This is a genomic window from Pseudomonas sp. GW821-FHT04D07, from assembly GCF_059420225.1.
On record NZ_JBWKTH010000003.1, the window covers coordinates 90,619 to 113,146 of the forward strand.

At 59.2% G+C, this 22,528-nt stretch carries 20 protein-coding genes and 1 pseudogene; 14 read left to right on the forward strand and 7 right to left on the reverse strand.

The features are described 5' to 3' along the window. The first annotated feature begins 342 nt into the window (after positions 1–342). From AC07T0_RS06405 to AC07T0_RS06445, 9 genes and pseudogenes are all read left to right on the forward strand, one after another. Positions 343–1,056, forward strand: coding sequence for an FCD domain-containing protein (locus AC07T0_RS06405; RefSeq protein WP_177103715.1), 714 nt, complete (start codon positions 343–345; stop codon positions 1,054–1,056). Further along, a complete protein-coding gene (locus AC07T0_RS06410; protein ID WP_495000376.1) occupies positions 1,053–1,964 on the forward strand; it encodes a dihydrodipicolinate synthase family protein in 912 nt (303 codons plus the stop codon). Before AC07T0_RS06405 ends, AC07T0_RS06410 begins: the two co-directional genes overlap by 4 nt. Then, positions 1,957–3,474 (forward strand): aldehyde dehydrogenase, encoded by a 1,518-nt coding sequence (locus AC07T0_RS06415; RefSeq protein ID WP_495000377.1) that lies wholly within the window; start codon positions 1,957–1,959, stop codon positions 3,472–3,474. The genes AC07T0_RS06410 and AC07T0_RS06415 overlap by 8 nt, the downstream gene beginning before the upstream one ends. After that, positions 3,471–4,817, forward strand: a complete 1,347-nt coding sequence (locus tag AC07T0_RS06420) for an NAD(P)/FAD-dependent oxidoreductase (protein WP_495000378.1) — start codon at positions 3,471–3,473, stop codon at positions 4,815–4,817. Before AC07T0_RS06415 ends, AC07T0_RS06420 begins: the two co-directional genes overlap by 4 nt. A 72-nt stretch (positions 4,818–4,889) precedes the next feature. Next, entirely contained in the window at positions 4,890–5,738 is an 849-nt protein-coding gene (locus tag AC07T0_RS06425) for a glycine betaine ABC transporter substrate-binding protein (protein ID WP_495000379.1), read from the forward strand. 78 nt (positions 5,739–5,816) lie between these two features. Beyond that, a complete protein-coding gene (locus AC07T0_RS06430; RefSeq protein ID WP_495000380.1) occupies positions 5,817–6,935 on the forward strand; it encodes a quaternary amine ABC transporter ATP-binding protein in 1,119 nt (372 codons plus the stop codon). Continuing rightward, positions 6,932–7,780, forward strand: coding sequence for an ABC transporter permease (locus AC07T0_RS06435; RefSeq protein WP_495000381.1), 849 nt, complete (start codon positions 6,932–6,934; stop codon positions 7,778–7,780). The genes AC07T0_RS06430 and AC07T0_RS06435 overlap by 4 nt, the downstream gene beginning before the upstream one ends. Then, on the forward strand, positions 7,777–8,628 hold the full coding sequence (locus AC07T0_RS06440) for an ABC transporter permease (protein ID WP_495000382.1): 852 nt from the start codon (positions 7,777–7,779) through the stop codon (positions 8,626–8,628). Before AC07T0_RS06435 ends, AC07T0_RS06440 begins: the two co-directional genes overlap by 4 nt. A 12-nt stretch (positions 8,629–8,640) precedes the next feature. Beyond that, positions 8,641–8,829 (forward strand): annotated as a pseudogene (locus AC07T0_RS06445) (proline racemase family protein); the annotation flags it as partial. Positions 8,830–8,979: 150 nt separating this feature from the next. Here AC07T0_RS06445 and AC07T0_RS06450 read toward each other — a convergent pair. Then, entirely contained in the window at positions 8,980–9,939 is a 960-nt protein-coding gene (locus AC07T0_RS06450) for a sugar phosphate isomerase/epimerase family protein (protein ID WP_495000383.1), read from the reverse strand. Further along, entirely contained in the window at positions 9,936–10,964 is a 1,029-nt protein-coding gene (locus AC07T0_RS06455) for a Gfo/Idh/MocA family oxidoreductase (RefSeq protein WP_152739846.1), read from the reverse strand. Before AC07T0_RS06455 ends, AC07T0_RS06450 begins: the two co-directional genes overlap by 4 nt. 197 nt (positions 10,965–11,161) lie before the next feature. On the opposite strand from AC07T0_RS06455, the gene AC07T0_RS06460 reads away from it, so the two are divergent. Further along, a complete protein-coding gene (locus AC07T0_RS06460; protein WP_495000384.1) occupies positions 11,162–12,187 on the forward strand; it encodes a LacI family DNA-binding transcriptional regulator in 1,026 nt (341 codons plus the stop codon). A 73-nt stretch (positions 12,188–12,260) separates the two neighbouring features. On the opposite strand, the gene AC07T0_RS06465 is transcribed toward AC07T0_RS06460, so the two are convergent. Further along, a complete protein-coding gene (locus tag AC07T0_RS06465) occupies positions 12,261–13,079 on the reverse strand; it encodes an SDR family oxidoreductase (RefSeq protein WP_495000385.1) in 819 nt (272 codons plus the stop codon). A gap of 140 nt (positions 13,080–13,219) precedes the next feature. Here AC07T0_RS06465 and iolG point away from each other — a divergent pair, with 140 nt between their 5' ends. The 4 genes from iolG (at position 13,220) to AC07T0_RS06485 (ending at position 17,957) form a co-directional block, all read left to right on the forward strand. Next, the gene (gene iolG / locus AC07T0_RS06470) at positions 13,220–14,230 is read left to right on the forward strand and encodes an inositol 2-dehydrogenase (RefSeq protein WP_152739849.1); all 1,011 of its coding nucleotides are present in this window, start codon (positions 13,220–13,222) and stop codon (positions 14,228–14,230) included. Between the two features lie 110 nt (positions 14,231–14,340). Further along, positions 14,341–15,393, forward strand: a complete 1,053-nt coding sequence (locus AC07T0_RS06475; RefSeq protein ID WP_495000386.1) for a sugar ABC transporter substrate-binding protein — start codon at positions 14,341–14,343, stop codon at positions 15,391–15,393. Positions 15,394–15,414: 21 nt separating this feature from the next. Continuing rightward, positions 15,415–16,914: a sugar ABC transporter ATP-binding protein gene (locus tag AC07T0_RS06480; RefSeq protein WP_152739851.1), complete on the forward strand. Its 1,500-nt coding sequence runs from the start codon at positions 15,415–15,417 to the stop codon at positions 16,912–16,914. After that, complete coding sequence (locus AC07T0_RS06485; RefSeq protein ID WP_277378071.1) at positions 16,911–17,957, forward strand: ABC transporter permease; 1,047 nt, start codon at positions 16,911–16,913, stop codon at positions 17,955–17,957. Before AC07T0_RS06480 ends, AC07T0_RS06485 begins: the two co-directional genes overlap by 4 nt. Before the next feature lie 99 nt (positions 17,958–18,056). Here the strand turns inward: AC07T0_RS06485 and AC07T0_RS06490 are convergent, their stop codons facing one another. The 4 genes from AC07T0_RS06490 to AC07T0_RS06505 all read right to left on the reverse strand — a co-directional run bounded on the left by AC07T0_RS06490 (position 18,057) and on the right by AC07T0_RS06505 (position 22,330). Next, positions 18,057–19,010: a MurR/RpiR family transcriptional regulator gene (locus AC07T0_RS06490; protein ID WP_495000387.1), complete on the reverse strand. Its 954-nt coding sequence runs from the start codon at positions 19,008–19,010 to the stop codon at positions 18,057–18,059. A 75-nt stretch (positions 19,011–19,085) separates the two neighbouring features. Then, a complete protein-coding gene (locus AC07T0_RS06495) occupies positions 19,086–20,075 on the reverse strand; it encodes a hydroxyacid dehydrogenase (protein ID WP_495000388.1) in 990 nt (329 codons plus the stop codon). Beyond that, positions 20,075–20,887, reverse strand: a complete 813-nt coding sequence (locus tag AC07T0_RS06500) for an HpcH/HpaI aldolase family protein (RefSeq protein ID WP_152739854.1) — start codon at positions 20,885–20,887, stop codon at positions 20,075–20,077. The genes AC07T0_RS06495 and AC07T0_RS06500 overlap by 1 nt, the downstream gene beginning before the upstream one ends. 12 nt (positions 20,888–20,899) lie before the next feature. Beyond that, entirely contained in the window at positions 20,900–22,330 is a 1,431-nt protein-coding gene (locus tag AC07T0_RS06505; protein WP_495000389.1) for an NAD-dependent succinate-semialdehyde dehydrogenase, read from the reverse strand. Positions 22,331–22,528 lie beyond the last annotated feature (198 nt).

Sequence of the window (22,528 nt, forward strand, 5' to 3'; positions counted from 1 at the left end):
TTGCGCGTTCAAAGGCATGTCGCAAACGCTGCCTGGCGTGTCGTATGGGGCCAACCGCGGCTCCACGAAAGTGCGCTTGGCAATAAGCTCTATTATCGAATGGTCTAGGAAAAAACGTTCCAAAAACGACTCGATTCTTTCCTGTAACCGACGCTGTCGTTTATTGATCGTGATTATAACTTAATGAATCTAAAGGATAATTTTCTAGAAAAGCACGAATTTATTATGTGTTTTCTGTGTATACAATAAAAATACAATCTATTGACCGTCTCTAAAACCCATGCGAGTCTCGACTCATCGGTCAGCCGCGCCTGACCCCAAAACTACCTCAGGAGGTCGTTTGTGAAAAACGGCAAAACTTGTCTCTACGAAGACCTGAAACGGCAAATTCTGACAATGGAACTGGATCCCGACGAAGCGCTGGATGAAGTCATTCTCAGCGAACGTTATGGCTTGTCCCGAACGCCCGTACGCGAAGTCTTCCGCCGCTTGGCCGGTGAAGGTTATGTCGATATTCGGGAAAACCGCGGTGCTCGGGTGATTCCAATGAATCACTCGACCCTGCGTAATTTCTTCCTGGTTGCACCGATGATGTATGCGGCCATCGGCCGCCTGGCGGTGCAAAATTTCAAGCCGCGTCAACTGATTGATCTGAAGGACACCCAGCACCGGTTCCGCCTGGCCACCACGTCAAGGGAGGCATTGGCGATGGTCGTCGAGAACAATCGTTTTCACGCGATCATGGGCGAAATGGCCGGCAACCAATATCTCCAACCCAGTTTGGAACGATTGCTCATTGATCACTCGCGAATCGGCAATACATTTTTCCGACCTCAAAACGAGGACATGGAAGAACGTCTTGAGCTGTCCGCGGGGCACCATGATTTATTTATCGAGGCCCTTGAGCGTCGTGATGAAGGCGCCGTCGTTGATCTGGTGTTTGAACATTGGGAGCTGTCCCGAGAAAACATGGAAATTTTTATCGCCCCGCAAGGCATCAAGGCGGACGCGCTCGTTGATCTTCCACGCAATTCATTTCCGGAGAAATCGTCTTGAAATTTGAAGGTATTTATACGCCAGCGATCACGCCTTACAAGCCGGATGGGGAAATAGACTGGAGTGTCTACTCGCAAGTCTTGGAGTCGCTGATCGAGGCGAAGGTCCACGGCATTATTATCGGCGGGTCGACTGGCGAATATTATGCGCAGACTTCAGAAGAGCGCACCGAACTGGCCGCTTACGCAAAAGACCTCATCGGCACGCGGGTGCAACTGATCATTAGTACCGGGGCCATTCGCACTGAAGAGGCGGTTCAGTACGCGAAGGATGCCAAAGCCATCCAAGCAGACGCCATTCTCGTCACTTCTCCGCCGTACGCGCTGCCGACTTCTCAGGAAAACGCGATACACGCACTGACTATCGATCGCGCCGCCGATTTGCCGATCATGCTTTACAACTACCCTGGTCGCATGTGCGTGTCGATGGACGAAGATTACCTCACCTGTGTGAGCCAATCGAAAAACGTGGTGGCGATCAAGGAAAGCTCCGGCGACATGGGCCGTGTTCATCTGCTGGCGCGCAAATTCCCGCAGATTGCCATGTCCTGTGGGTGGGACGATCAAGCACTGGAGTTTTTTGCATGGGGCGCCAGAAGCTGGGTGTGTGCCGGGTCTAACTTCCTGCCCAAGGAACATGTGGCACTTTATCAAGCCTGTGTGATCGAGAAAGACTTCGACAAAGGCCGCCAGATCATGTCGGCGATGATGCCGCTGATGAATGCATTGGATGCCGGCAAGTTCGTGCAGTCGATCAAGTATGGTTGCGAGCTTGACGGGCTGAACGTCGGTGACGTGCGTTTGCCGCTTCAGCCTCTCGATACAGAAGAAAAGCAAAAGCTTAAATCGGTCATCGCCGAGTTGAAACGCAACGTAGCAAGCATCGCTTCAGGAGCCAGCCATGGGTGATCTTCTGAGCAAGGCTGAATATGCCGCCATCGCCAAGGCTATTTCGTTCCCTGCCAACGCCTTCATCAATGGCGCGTTCAAACCCGCGATTTCTGGCAAGACGTTCGCCACGACCAATCCGGCGACCGGTGAGTACCTGACCGATGTCGCCGCCTGCGCGTCGGCAGATGTCGATTATGCGGTGAGTAACGCCAAAGAGGCATTTGCGGACGGGCGCTGGAGATTGATTTCTCCCCGGGAGCGAAAAGCCGTTCTCCTGAAATTCGCCAATCTGCTTGAACACCATCAACACGAACTCGCCGTGCTTGAGAGCCTCGACAGTGGCAAGCCCGTCAGTGAATGTCAGTTGGTCGATGTGCCGGATACGATTCACACCCTGCGCTGGCACGCGGAGTTGATCGACAAGATTTATGACAACACCGCTCCAGTGGGCAATGACGCACTGACCCTGGTTGTTCGCGAGCCGATTGGCGTGGTCGGCTGCGTGCTGCCCTGGAACTTTCCGCTGTTGATGCTGGCCTGGAAAATCGGCCCGGCGCTGGCCGCGGGTTGCTCGGTTATCGTCAAACCCGCGGAGCAGACCACGCTGACGACATTGCGGGTCGCGCAGCTCGCCTTTGAGGCCGGCGTCCCCGCCGGTGTGCTCAACATTGTCACGGGTACCGGCAAGGATGTCGGCGAGCCAATCGGCTTGCATCACGACGTCGACATGGTCAGCTTCACTGGCTCGACCGCCACCGGTCGGCGGTTCCTGCATTACGCGGCCGATTCGAATCTGAAACGTATCGTCCTCGAGTGCGGCGGGAAAAATCCGGCTGTGGTGATGGACGATGCGCAAGACCTGGATCTGGTTGCCCAGCATGTCGTCAACGGCGCGTTCTGGAACATGGGCGAGAACTGTTCCGCGACCTCGCGTCTGCTTGTCCACGCGTCGGTGAAGGATGAGCTGCTGCAGCGTATGGGTGCCTACATCCGCGAATGGAAAATGGGCGATCCCCTTGATCCGCAGAACCGTGTCGGAGCACTGGTCAGTCCCGAGCATTTCGCCAAAGTGAAGTCGTACCTCGAACATGCCACCGCTGGAAAACTAGAGGTTGTGTACGGCGGCGGCACTGAAGAGGGGGCCTTTGTCGAGCCGACAGTGATTGACGGTGTCGATCGCCAGAGCCGCTTGTTCCAGGAAGAGATCTTTGGCCCGATTCTTTCGGTCACCACGTTCAACACGATCGCCGAAGCGATTGCCCTGGCCAATGACACGGTCTATGGCCTGGCCGCATCGGTTTACACCGGCAGCCTGCGACGCGCAATCAAACTGTCGCGAGAGATTCGCGCCGGAATCGTCACCGTGAACTGCTTTGGCGAGGGCGATGCGTCCACGCCTTTTGGTGGCTACAAGGCGTCGGGGTTCGGCGGTCGGGACAAATCGATTTTTGCTCACGATCAATACACCGAAATCAAAACCATCTGGATCGATGTGTCTGATCGGTCGGATGAAGAGACCGAAAAATGAGCACCCACACCATCAAGCGCCTTCCGGTCGATACCGGGGTTTCAGGGTGGGAGGCGATCTCCACACGCACTGTGCCTGTCCGCATGCTTGATGGAACCGTGACGGCGGATTGGCTGATTATTGGTGCCGGTTTTGCCGGCCTCTCCGCCGCTCGCCGACTTTCACAACTGCATCCCGGCGATAGCATCGCGGTCGTGGATGCCCATGAAGTCGCGAAGGGCCCGGCAGGCAGAAACTCGGGGTTCATGATCGATGTGCCTCACAGTCTTTCATCCGGGGAGTATTCGGTGGCGGGTGAGTCTGCCAGCGCATTGGAAATCGCCCAGAACCGCTTTGCCATCGCTTTTGCAGCTGACGCGGCACGTGAATACGGAATGTCCGCGCAGACTTTTGATCCGTCTGGAAAGATCAATGCGGCGGCCACGGAGCGGGGCGTGAAGCTCAATGATAACTATGCCCAGTCGCTTAAAAGCATTGGCGAGCAATACCAACTACTTGATGCCGAACAGATGCAGGCGATCACCGGCTCACGTTATTACCACAGTGGGCTTTACACGCCTGGCGCGGTAATGATTCAGCCCGCTCAATATATTAGGGATCTGGCCTTTGGCCTGGATAAGCACATCAGTCTTTATGAGCGTTCACCGATTATTGAGCTGTCCAGGTCGGGAAATAGTTGGCGGGCGAAATCTCACCGTGGGGTGATCAGCGCGCCCAAGGTCATTCTCGCCGTCAATGGCCATATCGAGGACTTTGGCCATTTTCAAGGTCGCCTGTTGCATGTGTTTACCTATGCATCGATGACCGCGGCTTATAGTCATGAAGAGTTTGAACGACCCGTCAGCGGTAGGGATCAATGGGCGTTGTTGCCCGCCGACCCCATGGGCGCGACCGTTCGGAAAATAACCTCACAGGGTCTTTCGCGCATTGTGATCCGGACAAAGTTCACCTATGACCCGAGCATTCAGGTGACATCCAGGCGTGTGGCGGCCGTCGCTGAAGAACAGCGGCACTCCCTGGATGCGCGGTTTCCCGAGTTGAAATCGACACCGCTGGAATTTAGTTGGGCTGGACGTCTCTGTTTGAGCCGCAATAGCGCTCCTGCCTTTGGCGAAATAGAAGAAAACCTGTATTCGGCCTGTTGCGAGAACGGCTTGGGAACGGTGAAGAGCACCCTGGCGGGTGTGCTGGCCGCCGACTTGGCCACGGGTACGAATTCCAGAATGTTAGAAAGTTTTAGTCAAGCGCCGGGGCCAAGTAGGCTGCCACCCAAGTTACTCACAAAGCTGGGTGTTAATTCAGTCATTCATTGGCAGGCGCTGAGAGCAGGGCGAGAGGGCTAAAGGGTTCCAAACAACCGGCTTTTATTTCATAAAAGCCTAATCTCTAGTTTTAACCGTAGATCGGAGTACGCCATGAAAAAGATTTGGAAGGCATTCTGCGCTGTCGCTGTGGCTGGCGTTATGTGTTTGCCCGTTCACGCCGAAGAAAAAAACATCACCATGGGGACGATGACTTGGGAGGATTTGACGCCGATCACGGGAATTACCAAGAAGGTGCTGGAAGATTCTGGCTATACCGTGAAAGTTGTGGAGTTTGCCGAGTGGGGCATTGCCTATGCTGCGTTAAGTAAGGGTGACGTTCAGGTCCTGGCGTCGCAGACGGACTATGCAGCGAACGATTACTGGAACAAAAACAAGAACAAGATCGAAAAATTATCGCCCGTTTCCTTCGGCCTTTACCAAGGCCTGGCGGTACCCAGCTATGTGGACATTGACTCCATTGACCAGCTGAATGCCAATTCGGAAAAACTCGGCGGCAAGATTATCGGCATCGAGCCAGGCTCGGGGCTGATGAGCGATGCCAACAATGTGGTTAAGGCCTATGACCTCAAGCTCAAGTTGGTCGAGGGCAGTACCACCGCCATGACCGCGGCGTTGAAATCGGCCGTCGATCGTAAAGAGTGGGTAGCCGTAACGGTTTGGGATCCGTCCTGGATGACCAAGAAATTCAATCTTAAATTCCTGAAAGATCCCAAAGGCATTTTCCCGCCGTTGCAGGGCTACTACTGGATTGGCCACAAGGGCTTTGCCGAAGGCAATCCGCGTGTCCGCGAACTGATGGCCAGCGTGTATGTACCCATTGCGGATATCACCGCGATGAATGCTGAAGTCAAGGATGGCAAGACCATGGAGCAGGCGGTCAAGGATTGGACCGATAGCCACACCGAGTTGCTCAAACGTTGGGAAAACATCAAGAACTGATTGCAACCTTTGTTTTATTGCCACTGCCGCTCTTTGATTCATTAGAGAAGCCAGAAAACTGGTTCACGGGTTACGAAAATGACAACGGCCAAAATAGACACCAACGAAGTGCTGATAGATTGCCAGTCAGTCTGGAAAATCTTCGGTAAAGCCGCACCTGCTGCGATGAATGCTGTCGTTCAGCAGGGGCTCACCAAGACCCAGATCCTGCAAAACTACGGCTGCGTGGTCGGCGTCTCCGACGTCAGTCTTCAGGTTCGCCGCGGCGAAATCTTTTGCATCATGGGCTTGTCCGGCAGTGGCAAATCCACCCTGATCAGGCTACTCAACAAGCTGATCACACCGAGCTCAGGGAAGGTCCTGGTTAAAGGCAAGGATCTGTCAGCCCTTAGCGCGGCACAGCTTCGTGAGGTGAGGGCACGTCATATCGGCATGGTCTTTCAGAGCGTCGCGTTGTTGCCCAATCGAACCGTGTTGGAGAACACCGCTTTCGGCTTGGAAGTGCAGGGCGTGGGCAAGGCAGAACGTTACAAAGTGGCCGAGCAGGCGTTGGCCAAGGTCGGTTTGAGCGATTGGTCCGCGCGTTATCCCAGCGAGCTGTCTGGCGGTATGCAGCAGCGCGTGGGGTTGGCACGAGCCATCACCGCCGATCCCGAAGTGATCTTGATGGATGAGCCGTTCAGTGCGCTTGACCCGTTGATTCGCAGGCAGTTGCAGGATGAGTTTCGCCAATTGACCAAGGAGCTGGGCAAGTCCGCCGTGTTTATCACCCACGACCTGGACGAGGCGATCCGCATCGGTGATCGCATCGCGATCATGAAGGACGGCGTGATCATCCAGGTAGGTACTGCCGAGGAGATCGTTCTCAATCCGGCTGACGACTACGTTGCGGAGTTCGTGGCGGGCATTTCCAGGCTGCATCTGGTCAGGGCTCATTCGGTTATGACACCTGTAGAGGCGTACACGGTGGCGAACCCTGGTTGCGACATCTCCAGGCTCAGCAAAACCTCTCTCGGCGCCGATATCAACGAGCTCATCGGATTGACGATGAGGTCCGAGCGCGATGCGCTTGCGGTCGTTGATAACGGTGCAGTGGTCGGGATCATTACGCCGCGCGATCTGCTGCGTGGCGTTCAAGGCATTCCGAATGAGTTCGCGGCTTTGTCCACAGCGACTGTTCTGGAGGCATCGACATGAGCATCCCGGACTTTTCCAATCAGTTCGACGCGGTCGTCGACTCGAGCCTGGAATGGCTATCGGATCACGGCGAGTTTTTGTTCGACACCGTCAACGCACTGCTGGCGGGCATTTACAAAAGCGTGCTCTGGTGTATTGCCTATCCGCCGTATTACCTCATCGCGATTGCCATTGCGTTGATAGGCTGGCGGGTGGTCGGCGTTCGGTTCGCGCTGCTCGCGGGTTTGGCGTTGTTGTTTTGCAACGTGATCGGTTTGTGGCCGGAGACGGTCAGCACCCTTGCCCTGGTGCTGACGGCCACAGTGCTCGCGCTGTTGGTCGCGATTCCATTGGGCGTGCTGGCGGGCCTTGCACCGTCAGTCGATCGTGTTGTCGACCCGGTGCTGGATCTGATCCAGACCATGCCGCCCTACATCTATCTATTGCCGGCCATCGCCTTGCTCGGTTACGGCCCGGCCACGGCGCTGTTGGCCACCTTTATCGTGGCCGTTCCGCCGGCCATACGCCTGACCTCCCTGGGGATTCGCATGACACCACGGGAGTTTATCGAGTTGGGGGAGGCCAGTGGCGTCACCGCTTGGCAGATGTTCTTCAAGATCCGCTTGCCATTCGCCAAGCCAAGCATCATGGCCGGGGTGAATCAGAGCTTGATGATGGCATTCGGCATGGTGGTGATTGCCGGCATCGTCGGCTCCGGCGGCCTGGGTGAGTCGATTTACGCAGCGGTTCGCACCCTGGATATTGCCAAATCGATCAATGCGGCCATCGCCATTGTCATTCTGACCATGATTCTGGATCGGTTGGCGCAGCACGCTGCACGCTCGCGACTGGGAGAAAGCCAATGACTACCCCTGACATCCAATTTTCCCCGGGCGAGTTCCTGGCACCTGCAGTCGACTGGTTGAACACCCATCTGCACGGTTTGTTCAAAGGGATCAGCCAGGTCATCGAGGCGGTGCTGGGGGCGGTAGAGGCCACGTTACTGGCTCCCCACCCGTATCTGTTCATCGGTATCGTCGTTGTCGGCGCGTTCTTTTTGGCCAGCAAACGCGTTGCCGTATTCGCGGCGTTGATGTTGGCTTTTTGCTTGTTCTCCGGCCTCTGGGTCGCCTCCATGCAGACCATTGCCCTGGTCTCGGTTGCGGTTCTGATATCGGTGGCCATTGCCTTTCCACTCGGCGTACTGGCCGCCCGGGTGAAGCGGGTGGATGAAGCGTTCCTGCCGATCCTCAACACTATGCAGACGGTACCGCCATGGGTTTACCTGATTCCCGCGGTGATGCTGTTCAGCTTGGGGCGGGTACCGGCCATTATCGCGACCATTGTTTATGGCATTCCGCCGATGCTCAGGCTGACAACCCTGGCGTTCAAGCAGTTGCCAAAAGATTTGCTTGAGCTGGGGCAGGCGTCCGGGGCTTCGCCCAGGGACATCCTGTTCAAGATTGAGCTGCCGACGGCCGCGCCAACGCTGTTGGTCGGTCTCAACCAATGCATCCTCATGTCCTTGGCAATGGTGGTGCTGGCAGGCCTGGTAGGGGCCGGCGGTCTCGGCGCGGAAGTGACGCGAGGTCTCTCTAGGATGGAGATGGGCCTGGGGCTGCGTGCCGGCCTGGCGATTGTCGCCGTTGCGCTGCTGCTGGATCGCCTGTCACGCGGCGCCTTGCAGCGTCACTCCCCAGGCAAGCTTCTTTGAAAGGGTTCCAGTATGAGACGCAGTTTTTTTTGCATTGACTCACATGCCTGCGGCAATCCGGTTCGAGTGGTGGCCGGCGGTGGCCCGCTGTTGCCGTCGGTCTCGATGGCCGAGCGCCGGGAGATTTTTGTTCGCGAGCATGACTGGGTGCGAACCGCGCTGATGTTTGAGCCCAGGGGGCACGACATCATGTCGGGCGTCAGGGCGCAGATTACCGGGCACAACACTATTTTTGTCGACGATAAAGACCCTCTACGTCATGGCTTTCAGCTTGCTTGAGCGGTAAAGCCCTGGTGCCGGGAACAAGGGCTTTTTCGTGTCTGGTCGACGGTATTATTTTCTCGGCCAGGGTCAGATGGCCTGGGGTTTGAAGTCGCCGGCGGCAACCGGCATCACGCCCTTGAGCAGGGCCACGGATTTTTCCAGGCCCTCAAGGCTGTTGAGCAGCACGTCCTCGTGTTCAACCGACAGCCAGCCATCGTAGCCGGCCATTTTCAGGCGGTAGCAGAACTGTCGCCACCATTGCTCGCCGTGGCCGAAACCGAGGGTGATGTAGGACCAGCTGCGCGCCGGAATATCCATCAGCGAGCCGTTTTCCAGCAGTGAATCAACGGCCTGCAGTGGGGCGTTGAGCAAGGTGTCCTTGGCGTGCACGTGATAGATCGCCTCGCCCAGTGCCTCGGCAGCCACCAACGGGTCGGCGCCCATCCAGAACAGGTGTGAAGGGTCGAGGTTGGCGCCGATCACCGGGCCGATGGCCTCGCGCAATTTCAGCAGCGCCCGCACGTTGTACACACACTGGTTGCCATGCAACTCCAGGGCGATGCGCTCCACGCCATGTGCCTGGGCCAGGTCGGCGATTTCGCTCCAGAATGGCAGCAGCCGCTCTTCCCATTGGTAGCGCAGAATGGTCTGGGTCTCCGGCGGCCAGGACGCCACCACCCAGTTGGGCATGCGGTCGCCGGCCTGGCCTTCGGGCAAACCGGACATCGCGCAGATGGTCTTGATCCCCAGTTCACCTGCCACGCGAATGGTGTCCTTCAGGCACTGGCCCTGTTCCGGTTGGGTGGGATGCAGTGGGTTGCCGTTGGCGTTGAGGGAAATGATTTCCAGGTTGTGTTCTTCAAAAGCGCGCTTGAATTCGCGCCGATTCGCGGCACTGTCGAGCATCTGCGCCAGGTTGAAATGTGGTGCGGTGGACCAGCCGCCGGTGTTCACTTCAAGGCCAGAGACCCCCAGTCGTTCTGCGTGCCTGAGCACGTCCCGAAAGGGCAGCGCGCCCAGGCTGTCGGTGACAAATCCCAGTTTCATGACAAGGCTCCTTCGCGTGACAAGTACAGGGCGGGGGTGTCTAGGGCGCGCAAGCTGACGCGGCGGCCTTCACTCAAGGCCTGAATCCCTGCCTGGGCGACCAGGGCGGCGCAGTAGCCATCCCAGGTATTGGCGGCGTGGGCCGGGAACACACCGGTATTGACGAACGCCAGGAACGCCTTGTCTTGCAGGCGGTAGGCCTCGGCGAAGCGCGGGCGCCAGTCAGCGGCATAGCGCTCTGCGGCCTGCCTCTGGGTGTTGACCCGGGTGTGAACGGGGCCGGCCAGTTGCACCGAACCTTGCTCGCCCACCAACTCGCCGCGTACGTCGTAGCCGTAATGGGCGTTGTTGTTGATTTCGATGTTCACCAAGTGGCCGTCGCGAGTTTCCAGCACCATGAACACCGGGGCGCCCACGCCGAGAGTCGACCGCCGCGCGGGTTGGAACACCGAAATGGCGCTGTACTCGGTGTCGAGCACATGGCGCACCACGTCGAATTCATGGGGTGCGGAATTGCTGATTGCCATCTGCCCGCTGAAGTTGGCTGGCGCTTCGACGTTGCGATGGAAGTTGTGCATCATCACCGCGCGGCCGATAACACCGTCCTGCAAGGCGCTTTTCATTTCCCGGTAAGCCGGGTCAAAGCGGCGCATAAAGCCCAGTTGCACGAACTGGCGGCCCAGGGATGTCTCCTTGTCGATCACGGCCAGGCATTCTTCCGGACTTTGCGACAGTGGCTTTTCACACAGGGCGGGCTTGCCGGCATTGATCGCGGCCATCGACAGTACGGCATGGGTCTCGTCGGGGCTGGCAATGATGATCGCATCCACATCGGCCCGCGCCAGGGTCTGCATCGGGTCGCTGGAAACGTCTGCGGCGCCGTAACGCTCGGCGATTTCCCGGGCGCGCTCCGGGGACGCGTCACAGATCACCTGCAAGGTGGCGCCCGGCAGGTCCTGGGCGATGATACGGGCGTGATCCGCCCCCATGATGCCGGCGCCGATGACGGCAATTCGTATGCTCATGATGTGGGGCGATCCTTGCAAAGTTTGTTTTGGTTGTTGTGGGGCGATTATCTGCAGCGCGAAATCATCCTTCAACGACTACCATCGCCTGTTTCTGATGTGATTCCAATCAAATGAGCCTGATGCTGGATCTGGATATAAACGGCGTATCTTGGTTATCTTTGATTGGAATTCCATCATTGTCAGGAGTGACTGGTATGGCTCGTGAAGCACTGGGACATGTATGGAAGGGGCCTACCGTCAACGAGATAGCCAGTATCGCAAGGGTGGGGCCAGCCACGGTCGACCGGGTGCTGAACAACCGTCCCGGGGTGCGCGACGGCACCCGCCTGAAAGTGCTGGCGGCGCTGGACAAGCTCAAGCGGGACCTGGCCGATGGCAAGGGGACGTTGCACATCAGCCTGTTCTGCGACTCGGGGGAAACCTTCAATGCCACCCTGGCCAGCGCCGAGGCGCAGGTGAACAGCTCTACGCCAGGGGTCGTGGTGCACGGTCATTATGTGCCGACCAATCAGGTCGACCCCGGCGCGTTTGCCGATCAGGTCCAGGCGCAGGGCGCGTCGGCCGATGGCGTGATTGTGGTGTCACGCGAACACCCGGCGATCAATCGGGCCATTCGCAAGCTTTGCAGTCTGGGCATTCCGGTGGTCTGCCTGACTACCGACCTTCCCAATTCGGGGCGCAGCGCCTACGTGGGAAACGACCAATACGCGGCAGGCAGTGTCGCCGGCCTGTTGATCGGCAATGCCCTGCCCAAGGAACCTGCCAAGATACTGCTGGTGACCAGTGTGCCGTTTCGCTGCCAGCAAGAGCGGGAGATGGGCTTCAGGCGGGTGCTTCGCGGCGAGTTTGCCTACCTCAAGATCGATGAGCGGGTGATGTCTGATGATCGCCCGCAAACCACCCGCGATCAGCTCACGCGCTATTTCAACAAGTATGGTTATCCGGCGGCCATCTACAACGTTGCGGGCGCCAACCGAGGGGTTGCCCAGGCCATCGATAGTCTTGCGGCGGAACAGCGGCCCATGTTCGTCGGCCACGAACTGACCGTTCACACGCGGGCGATGCTGGAGGCAGGTGTCATGAATTACGTGATTTCCCACGATTTCGTGGGCGAGACCGCAGCGGCGGTGCGCTGGATAAAAGGGGCGACCGAAGGCGTGGCGGCAGTGCCGGCCCCGACACCCATTCTGGTCCACACCAAGTTCAATTGCGCTGGTTGAGGCTACCCGTCACGGCGGCGGAACGATATGGGGTCGGCTTGGCCGGAACGGGTATTGACTCATCGCGCGTCGCTTAGAGAGCTAGCTTCGCTTCGGGCGTGGGCGGCCCGTACTGGTAAGCGCCCCACACCGACTGGTCGAAGTTGACCACCGATCCGGTCATCATCCCCGACTCTTCGCAGCCCAGGAACGCCACTGCTTTGGCCACTTCCTCAGGGGCGAGCAGACGCCCGAACGGTTGCTGCGCCGCGACTTCGGCCAGCCAATTATCATCGGCACCGTGGAATTCACGCTGGATACGATCTTCGCCATCGGACGCCATCCAGCCGATGTTCAGCTGGTTCACGCGAATCCGGTTGCGCATGGCGGCGAACGCCGTATTGCGGGTCAGGGTGGCTAGCGCCGCCTTGGAACCGCAGTACGAGGCATTGAAGGGTTGGCCCGCGTGGGCAACGATCGAACCGATGTTAATGATTGAGCCTTCGATGTCGTCGCGGATCATGCGCTTGATCACTTCCTGCATCAGGAAGAACGGTGCTCGGGTGTTCACCGCGAACATGCGGTCGAACAAGTCTTCATCGGTGCTCAGGATGTCCCCGCGCTCGGTCAGGCCTGCTGCGTTGACCAGCACATCGATGCGCTGAAAGATCTCGTCTGCGGTTTTGATGACGTTGCGGCAATCGGCCACCTTTGCGAGGTCGGCCTGGACGAAATGCACCGCGCAACCTGTTTGCTCGCGAATGCTGCGGGCGACGGCCTCACCTTTAGTGGTGCTACGGCCGCAGGTCACGATACCGGCTGCGCCTTCGTTAGCCAGATGCTTGGCGACGGCAGCCCCCAGCCCCTGAGTCCCGCCGGTCACGACAACGATCTTGCCTTCAAATCGTTTCATCTGAAATTCTCCTCTGCAATGAAAATTGCGTTTTTTGTTGGTGTGGAATTTATATTGACATCGATGTGAGGATGCAAGATATTTCGCTTCACTCAAGAACAAAAAACAGATGCAGAGATGCATCACGTCAGGAGAAACCTATGCTACGCATTGCCGTTTTGGGTTGTGGTCGTATCGGCCAGATGCACGCTGATAACGTTGCCAAACACCCCCGAGCTCAATTGGTCGCTGTCTATGACGTTCATCGCCCTTCGGCCGAAAAGGTCGCGCTGGCGCTTGGCGTTCCTGCTGCACAAACGGCCGAGGAAATCTTCTCCTCCTCGGAAGTGGACGCGGTACTGATTGCCACCGCCACCCCTACCCACGCGGATTACATCGAGAAAGCCATCGCCGCGGGCAAGGCTGTGCTGTGCGAAAAACCTATCGATTTGAGCCTTGAGCGGGTAAATGCCTGTGCCGCGAAAATCGGCAATACCCGGCTGCCGATCCAGATCGGTTTCAACCGCCGTTACGACCCAGGTCACAGTGCCGCTCGTACTGCCTTGCTCAACGGCGAAATCGGCGACCTGCACCAGGTCATCATTACCTCCCGTGACCCAGGCCTGCCACCGCGTGCCTATCTGGAAGCGGCGGGTGGCCTGTTCCGCGACATGACCATCCATGACTTCGACCTTGCCCGCTTCATGCTCGGCGAAGAGCCGACCGAAGTCTTTGCGCTGGCCAATGCGCTGGTCGATCCGGCGTTGGGTGCAGAGCTCAATGAAGTGGACAGCGCGATGTTCATCCTGCGCACCGACTCGGGCAAGCAATGCATCATCAACAATTCGCGCGCCGCGGTGTATGGCTACGACCAGCGCGTAGAGCTGTTGGGCAACAAGGGCATGCTGATTTCCGATAACCGCAAGCCCCATGAACTGCGCCGCTTCACCAGCACCACGGTGGAAACCAGCGAGCCTTACCAATTCTTCTTCCTGGAGCGCTACCACGAGGCGTTCATGGCTGAGATCGACGGCTTTGTCGACTGCGTGGAGAAAGGCGCTGCACCGCTGGCCAGCTTCGAGGACGGTCGCAAGGCGTTGATCCTTGCTGAAGCGGCGTATCTCTCGTTGCACGAGCGTCGCTTGGTGCGAGTGGCCGAAATATCGGATTGATCAGGACGTCAGTCTGCGTTCACTTTCACGATAAAACGCTGGCGATGCCAACCGGGAAAACCGGGTGCGCGTCGCGGCGGCTTCCAATAACAATAAAGAGTAGGAAGAATATGAAATTGTCCACGAAGCATAAGCACGCGGTATCTACACTGGTCGCCAGTGCATTGGTACTGGCCATGGGGGTAGGCACGAGCCAAGCCCAAAGCAATCCTGAAGTCAGGGTAGGTTTTACCCCGAAATTCCTCAAAGACGACTTCCAGACGCTGATGCTGGACCTTTCCAAGAAGGCGTTCCAGGCCAAAGGGTTCACGCTGTTGGGCGCCCCTGATCCGAACGGCGATGTGACCGCCCAGGTGGATGCCTTGCAAAACCTGATTGCCAACGGCGCCAACGCCATTGTCTTTGCCCCGATCGACGCCGCTGGCATTGTGCCGGTGATCAAGCAGGCCAATGCCGCGAATGTGCTGGTGTTCTCCATCGACGATGTGCCTTCGGGGGGCAAAGTCACCGCTTCGATCCGTGCCGATAACGTCGATGCCGGTGCCCAGGCGGCCAAGGAAATGGTCAACCGCCTGAGCAGCAAAAAGTGCTGGGCGGCCCACACCTGCACGGTTCTTGAGTTGCAAGGCGGGTTGACCACGCCCAATGGCCTGGATCGCTCCAAAGGCTTCGCGCAGACAATGCAAGGGCTGGCGCCCGCGGTGAAACTGATCCAGCGGCCCACCGACTGGACGGCCGACATGGCTGCCGATGCCACCCAGAACGTCTTGACCCAGGTTCCTTCCCTGAGCGGCATTTTCATGGCTTCCGAGTTGATGGCCACGGCGGTCAACGCGCAGGTCAATGCCGCCGGCAAAGGCGCGTCGGTGGGTAGCCCTGATTCGATTATTCGCATCGCTGTGGATGGCACCCCTCAGGGCCTGCAGTTGATCCGCGGCAGGGCACTGGATGCGACGATCTCGCAGCCGCTCAATGCCTATGCGACGAAAACCGCCGAGTTGATCGACCTGGTCTCCAAGGGTGGCAAGATCGAAATCGGGCCGCGTGACGATGGCCAAATCGTTGATACCCCCGTGGGGCCTCAGTATCAGCTCAAGGCCACGCTGGTGACGTTGGCCAACGTGGAGTCGCCCCAGTTGTGGGCCAACATGGTCAACAAGTAAGCCGCACACAGGGTTGAAACCATGAATCTGAATAGCAACGACGCCCCGCGCGCCATCGTCGAAATGCGCAATATCGCCAAGACCTTTGGCTCTACCCGCGCTTTGCGCGGGGTGGACTTCACTCTCATGCGCGGAGAAGTCCATGCGCTGCTGGGGCGTAATGGCGCAGGAAAAAGCACGCTGGTTTCCACGATGAGCGGGTTCACGCCCGCGGACTCGGGCACGATCAGAATCGCCGGTACCCAGGTCACGGCCAACGCCCAGAATTACGCGGCAAAAATCCGCGAGGGCATCGCCCATGTGCAGCAGACGCCGCAGCTGTTCAACCTGCTGACGGTGGCCGAAAACCTGTTTCTGGAAAACCCCAGGGTCCGCGGCAAGTTCGGCACGGTCAGCCGTGCCCGCACGCTGGCATTGGCCGAGGAACTGCTGAATAACTGGGCCATCGACATTCGTGCCGATGCGCTTGTAGGCGAGTTGGACGCAGGCACCCGGCAATTGCTGGAAATCATCAAGGCGCTCAGCCGTGGTGTGCCGGTGATGATTCTCGACGAGCCAACCGCGGCACTGAGCAACGCCGAGAAAAAGATCCTCTTCGAACAGGTGCGGGCACTCAAGGCCCAAGGGGTGTCGTTCATCTATATTTCCCATCACCTGGATGAGATTTTCGAGATCGCCGACGTCGTTACCATTCTTCGTGACGGCCAGGTCGTGCGCGAGCGTGAGCCTGTGGGCGGCCTCGATGTGGACACCATCGCTGATTTGATGATGGGCAAGAAGACGCTACGCAGCATTCGCGAAGACTACACCCGCGAGCGGCAGCCGAGCCTGATCCAGGCCAAGGGCATTCGTATCGGTCCTCGCTCGGAAAATGTCATCGATTTTGAAGTGCGCGCCGGTGAGATTGTCGCCCTGGCCGGGCCGGTTGGTGGCGGCAAGGAGGCGTTGGCGATGATTCTGGCAGGCCAGCGCAAACCCGAGCAGGGACACATCAGTAATCCACGCGGTCCATTGCCCAAGATCGGGCTGGTGCCCACCGACCGGCATGTGAGCGGGTACGTGGGGCTGCTGGGGGTGCGCGAAAACGTGGTGATCGGTGGGCTGGACATCTTGTCCAACCGCTTCGGCTTTATCAGCAAGCAGGGCGAAACCGAACACGTCGAGCGGTTGGCGCAACAGACCCACGTAGTTGCCTCGACCCTCGAGCAGCCTGTCAGCCAACTGAGCGGCGGCAACCAGCAGAAGGTCGTCTTTGCCCGAGCGCTGTGCCGCAGCCCTGACATCGTCGTGGCGCTGAGCCCCACGCGCGGTGTTGACGTCGGTGCCAAGGAGCAACTCTATGCGCTGCTCCGGAACCTGGCTCGCGAGGGGCTGGGTGTCGTGGTGGTGTCGGACGAAGAAGATGAAATCGCCCAGTTGGCGAATCGAGTCGTCATCGTCTTTGACGACGAGGTCAAAGACCAGCTCGTGGGCGACTACACAATAAAAGATCTGGTATTACGGATGGAAGGTGTCCTATGAGCACAGATATGGTTAGCAACTCCAAACTCACAAAGCCGGCCGAAGGCCGTTCCAGGTTGGCGGCATTCGGCACGTCTTTTGTCGCCGACGGTTATACGATGTACCCCGTCATCCTGCTGTTGGTGATCATCGGTGCGATCGTCGCGCCGCGCTTCGCGACCGCCACCAACCTGGTGAACATTCTCGAGCAGATCAGTGTGCTGGGGCTGACCACCATTGGCCTGACATTCGTGGTCCTCATCGGTCGTCTGGATCTGTCGCTGGAAGGCGTGGTCGGTTTCGCCCCGATGTTTGCCGCCGTGACGCTGGTGCCTGCCGCGGTCGGCGGATTGGGCCTGGAACTGCCGGCGTGGATGGGCCTGGTGGTGGCGCTCGGGGTCGCCGGTGCGATCGGCTGGTTCAACGGTTTCATGGTGGTCAAGGTCGGACTGAACCCGTTCATTTCGACTTTGGGTCTGCTGGTACTGCTGCGCGGCGGCGTATTGATCATCTCCAATGGTCGCTCGATCTATTCCCCAGGCAAGGCACTGACGTTCCTGGGCTCGGAAAAAGTCCTTGGCGTTCCGCTGTCGGTGCTGGTGTTTATTGCCATCGCGGCGGTGGTTGGGGTGATCTTCAAATACCATCGCTACGGCCGGGCGCTGTACGCCATTGGCGGTAATGAAGAAGCGGCCAGGGCTGCGGGTATCAATGTCGATAAAGTCATCTGGTCGGCGTTTATCTTTGCCGCACTGCTGGCCGGGCTGGCCGGGGTGATGATGACCGGACGCCTGGATTCGGCGGTCACCACCCAGGGGCAGGGCATCATCTTCTCGGCGTTCGCGGCGGCGGTGATCGGTGGGGTGAGCCTTGGGGGAGGGCGGGGGACCATCGTCGGTGTGGTCAGCGGCGTGTTGCTGATTGGCGTCATCAATAACTTGCTGACCCTGGCCCAGGTGCCTTCGTTTTATGTACAGGCTTCCACGGGGGCGGTGATCATCATTGCCGCCGTACTGACCACCATCGCCAGCCGGCGTTCCAGCGGAGTCAAGACCAGGACTTGATGCTTTAACCCACGCAAAAGCCCCTGCCATGCAGCCTGCTTCATTCAGGTTTCAGGGCCGGGGCTCTCTTGTTAACGGCCAGACCAAACCGATGGCTGGTCACGCCTCTGTGACGGTGGGAATGCGCGGTGGGACGGATTTTTTCAGGCGTGACGCGACCGCCACGGTCAGCGCCTGGACCAGGCACATGGGCGCCGCCAGCGAGCGGGAGAAGGTGTAGTCCGGCTCGGGCACGGCGAACAGCACCGAGGCGCTCTTGGCGATGGGCGACAAGGTGCTGTCGGAGATGGCCACGATCGGCACGCCCGCCGCTTTGGCTTCCTCGGCGACGTTGACCACCTCCGTCGCGTAGAAGCGGAAAGACACGGCAATCAGCAGATCCTGCGGGCGCATCGTGCGGGCAATGTGCGTGGCCAGCCCACCGCCAGCGTCCAACAGCAGGCAGCGCTTGCCCAGCATGGTGAGGCCATAGCGCAATAGCTCAACCACCGGCGAGGAGCGCAGCTGGCCGATAAGATAGACGGTGTCGGCTTTTTCGATCAGGTCTACTGCGTCGGACAGATCCGCAGTGGGGGTGCGTTCCAGCATGTCCTGCAGTGAAGCGATATCGCGCAGCACCAGCTCGTGCAGGAAACCATATTCAGAGGTGTCCTGGCGGTTCTGCAATTCGCTGCTCAGCGCCCGCAGGCGTGCTTCGAATCCTGGGGCGGCGGTTTCCAGGCGGCGCTGAAACAGTACCTGGAGATCTTTGAAACCCGTGTAACCCAATGCCTGCGCGAAGCGTACGAAGCTGGATGCGTGAATATTGCAGCGCTCGGCAATGTTGTTGACCGAATGCACGGCCACTTCATTTGGATTCTGCGTCAGGTATACGGAAATGCGCTGATAGGTCTTGCTCATCTGATCATGACGTTCATGGATCAGGCGAATCAGATCTTCATAATCCCTGGGTGGATCGGTGGGTTGCATGTGTTGCCTCATTCCTGGTTCGTACACGGCGCTCACATTATAGCGTGCGCCCTGAAATTCAAGTGCGGCAACCTGTTTGCCCACAACGACGAACGCCCGGCAGCAGCGCCGGGCGAGTCGCGAGCAGGCCTCGTCGAGGAAGCCGGATTTCCCGTTGCGTCAGGCCGACAAGGGCGGCTGGAGCGGGTCGAGGTGAGCACTATTGATGACCAGTGTCGGGTCCACCGTGCCGGCGAGGAAGTTCATCGCGTTCTCGATGGACGAGATTGCCATGCGCTCGCTGCACTCAGCGGTCAGGCCGGCGATGTGAGGGGACAGGATCGCGGTATCTTGAGTGAGCAGGACCGATTGCCGTGTCGGTGGCTCATCGTCGAATACGTCCACGCCCGCGGCCCCCACGTGGCCGCTGGCCAGTCCCTCGGCCAGGGCCTGTTCACAGACCACCCCACCACGCGCGGTGTTGGCGATGATGACCCCTGGCTTCATGAGTGCAAACTCTTGCGGACCAAGTGTCGGCCGCTCGCCCCGTGGCGTATGGACCGAGATGAAGTCAGCCCATGCCAAGCCTTCTTCCAGCGATATCGGGCGCACGGGCCCCTCAGGCCAGCCGGCGCGCTCCAGGAACGGATCGAAGGCGCGTACTTGCATGTTGAATCCGCTGGACATGGTTGCCAGGTGACGGCCGATGCGCCCGTAACCGATGATCAACAGGTTCTTGCCGGAAATCTCCTGCTGTTCCAGGCCATTGCGCCACCCCCAATCGCCGATCTTGCGCACCGAGCGATCGGCTCGGACGGCGCGTTTGGCGCCCGCCAGCAATTGCATCATGGCGTGCTCGGCCACGGAGATGGAGTTCACGTCACCGACCACGGTCAGACCGATCCCCCGGGCGTTCAACGCCTGCAGGTCGACCGAGTCGTAGCCAACCCCGTGCCGTGACACCACCTTGAGCTTTTTGGCTTTGGCGATGGTAGCCGCCGACAACGGTTGAGTGCGGATCACCAGGGCGTCGGCCTCGCCAATCAGTTGCGCGCAGGATGCTTCGGAAACTTCCTCGACATAATCTACGATCACCCCGCGCCGCTCGTACTCTTTGAGTAATGCCACGCCGGTAGGATGGAGTTTTCCAGCGACCAGAAGACGAGCCATCAGTAGCCCTCCTTTTTAACGTTCTGTTCGGTTTGCCCGGCTGTCAGCTTGCGCCAGGAGGCCACGGATTGCGCACTGGCCGCGGCCAGCAACCGGGTGTCGCCCGAAACGGTGGTCATGTCAAAGCCCCATTCAACGGCCCGCGCGGCATATTCAGCCGTGCCGCAGTGCAGCGCGGCTTTCTTGCCGTGACGCTTGCAGGTGGCGAGGATGGTTTTGATGGCCTCGATGACCTCGGGTTCTTCGCGATCAAACGCAGGTGTCAACTCGCCCCGCGAGAGCGAAAAGGCCAGGTCGGCCGGCCCCACGTAGATACCGTCGAGCCCTGGAGTGGAGACGATTTCCTCAAGGTTGCCCATGGCCTCGGCGGTCTCGATCATGGCGAAGGCGAGGATTTCGCCGTTGGCCTCGGCGGCGTAGTTCGCACCGGCGGGGTAGGCGGCACGGGTAGGGCCGAAGCTGCGCTCGCCCAGCGGCGGATAACGCATGTAGCGTACGAACTGTTCGGCCTGGGCGCGGCTGTTGATCATCGGGCAGATGATGCCGTAGGCCCCGGCATCCAGGATTTTCATGATCCAGCTGGGATCCAGCCATGGCACTCGGGCCATGATCACCGCGTCGGAGGCGCGCATCGCCTGGAACATACCGAGCACGTCCTTGTAGTCCACCGCTCCGTGCTGGATGTCGATGGAGATGGCATCGTAATCCTGGGCCGCCATGATCTCGGCGCTGAAACTGCAAGGAAGCGACAACCAGCCATGCAGCACAGGTTTTCCTTGAGCCCAGATCTGGTGCAATTTATTTTTTTTCATTTAGGGCCTCTCTTAGAAAACCAGTTGAGCAAGCTTGGTATCGAGGTAGTCGGCGATGCCTTCGCTGCCGCCTTCGCGACCCATGCCGGAGTGGTTGGTGCCGCCAAAGGGGGCTTCCGCAGCGGCGAGGGCAAAGCTGTTGATGCCGACCATGCCGGCGTTCAAGGCCGCCACGGTGCGCCGTGCGCGGTCAGGCGAGCGGGTGAAGGCGTAAGCCGACAGGCCCATGTTCGAGGCATTGGCGCGGGCGAATACTTCTTCCTCGGTGGAGAAGCGGCTGATGGCGGCAATGGGGCCGAAGTTTTCTTCGCTGAATACACGCATGTCATCACGCACATCCACCAGCACGGTGGGCTCGAAGAAAAATCCGCTCTGCAGATGGGCAGGGCGCTTGCCTCCGTGGACGACTTTGGCACCGTCGTTCACCGCCGCGGCGACGATGGATTCGATCTCGTCCAGGCGGCTGGCATTGATCAGCGGGCCCATACCGGTGTCGGCTTGCAGCCCGTCGCCGAGCTTGATCCTGGCCGTGCGGCTGACGAAGCCCTGGACGAAGGCGTCGTACAGGCTGTCATGCACGAAAATCCGGTCGGGCGTGACGCAGACCTGACCGCAGTTGGCGAATTTGGTCCCGACCGTCAGGTCCAGGGCAGCTTCGATGTCGGCATCCTCGAAGATGATCAGCGGTGCGTTGCCGCCCAGCTCCATCGAGACCTTTTTCACCGTGTCAGCCGCATCGCGAATCATCTGCTGGCCGATGCGGGTGGAGCCAGTAAGGGAGACTTTGCGCACCCGCGAATCGGCCATGATGGGAGCATAGGTATTGCCCGTCGAACCAATGACCAGGTTCACCGCGCCATCGGGCAGGCCGCCGGCCCGCAGGCAGTCGACCATCACCATGGCCACGCCCGGGGTCTGCGACGACGGGCGCAGCACCACCGGGCAGCCGGCCGCCAGTGCCGGGGCCAGTTTGCGGGCCGGCAACGCCGCCGGAAAATTCCAGGCTGAAAAAGCCCCGACAACCCCGACGGGCTCGTGGGTGATCTCAAAGCGTCCGCCCGGCACGCGACTGTCGACGATGCGCCCATAGATGCGTCGGGCTTCTTCCGCGCACCAACGAAACTGTTCACAGGCGAGCATCCATTCACGCCCGGCCTGCGCGATGGGTTTGCCCGTCTCCGCGCAGATCATGCGTGCCGCCTCGTCGCTGCGCCTGATCATTTCGTCGGCGGCTTTATGCAGCGCCTCAGCGCGACCAAAACCGCCCAGTTCACGCATTTTTGCCAGGGCGCCGTGGGCCGCGTCGAGTGCTTCGCGGGTTTCGGCCGCCGTCGCCATGGGTACACGTCCCAGAGGCCGCTCGGTGACCGGTGAGATGACCTCGGCGCTCGCGGAGCCGGGGATCCAGCGCCCATTGATGAAAAGTCCGTATTGTTCGTACATGGTTTTTATTCGACTTTGCTGGTTTCGTGGTACGCCCCTCAGTAAGGGACCCGTGTTGCCAAACAGGATGAACGAGGTTGAGCGCAGCGCTTGCAGCGTCCCCTCGTTCATTGACCCCGGCGGCGCCGATGCCAGCCCTGGAAAAGATTCCAGCATCGGTATTCCCTGTTGAATATCTGTTTGCAATAATCATTGCGA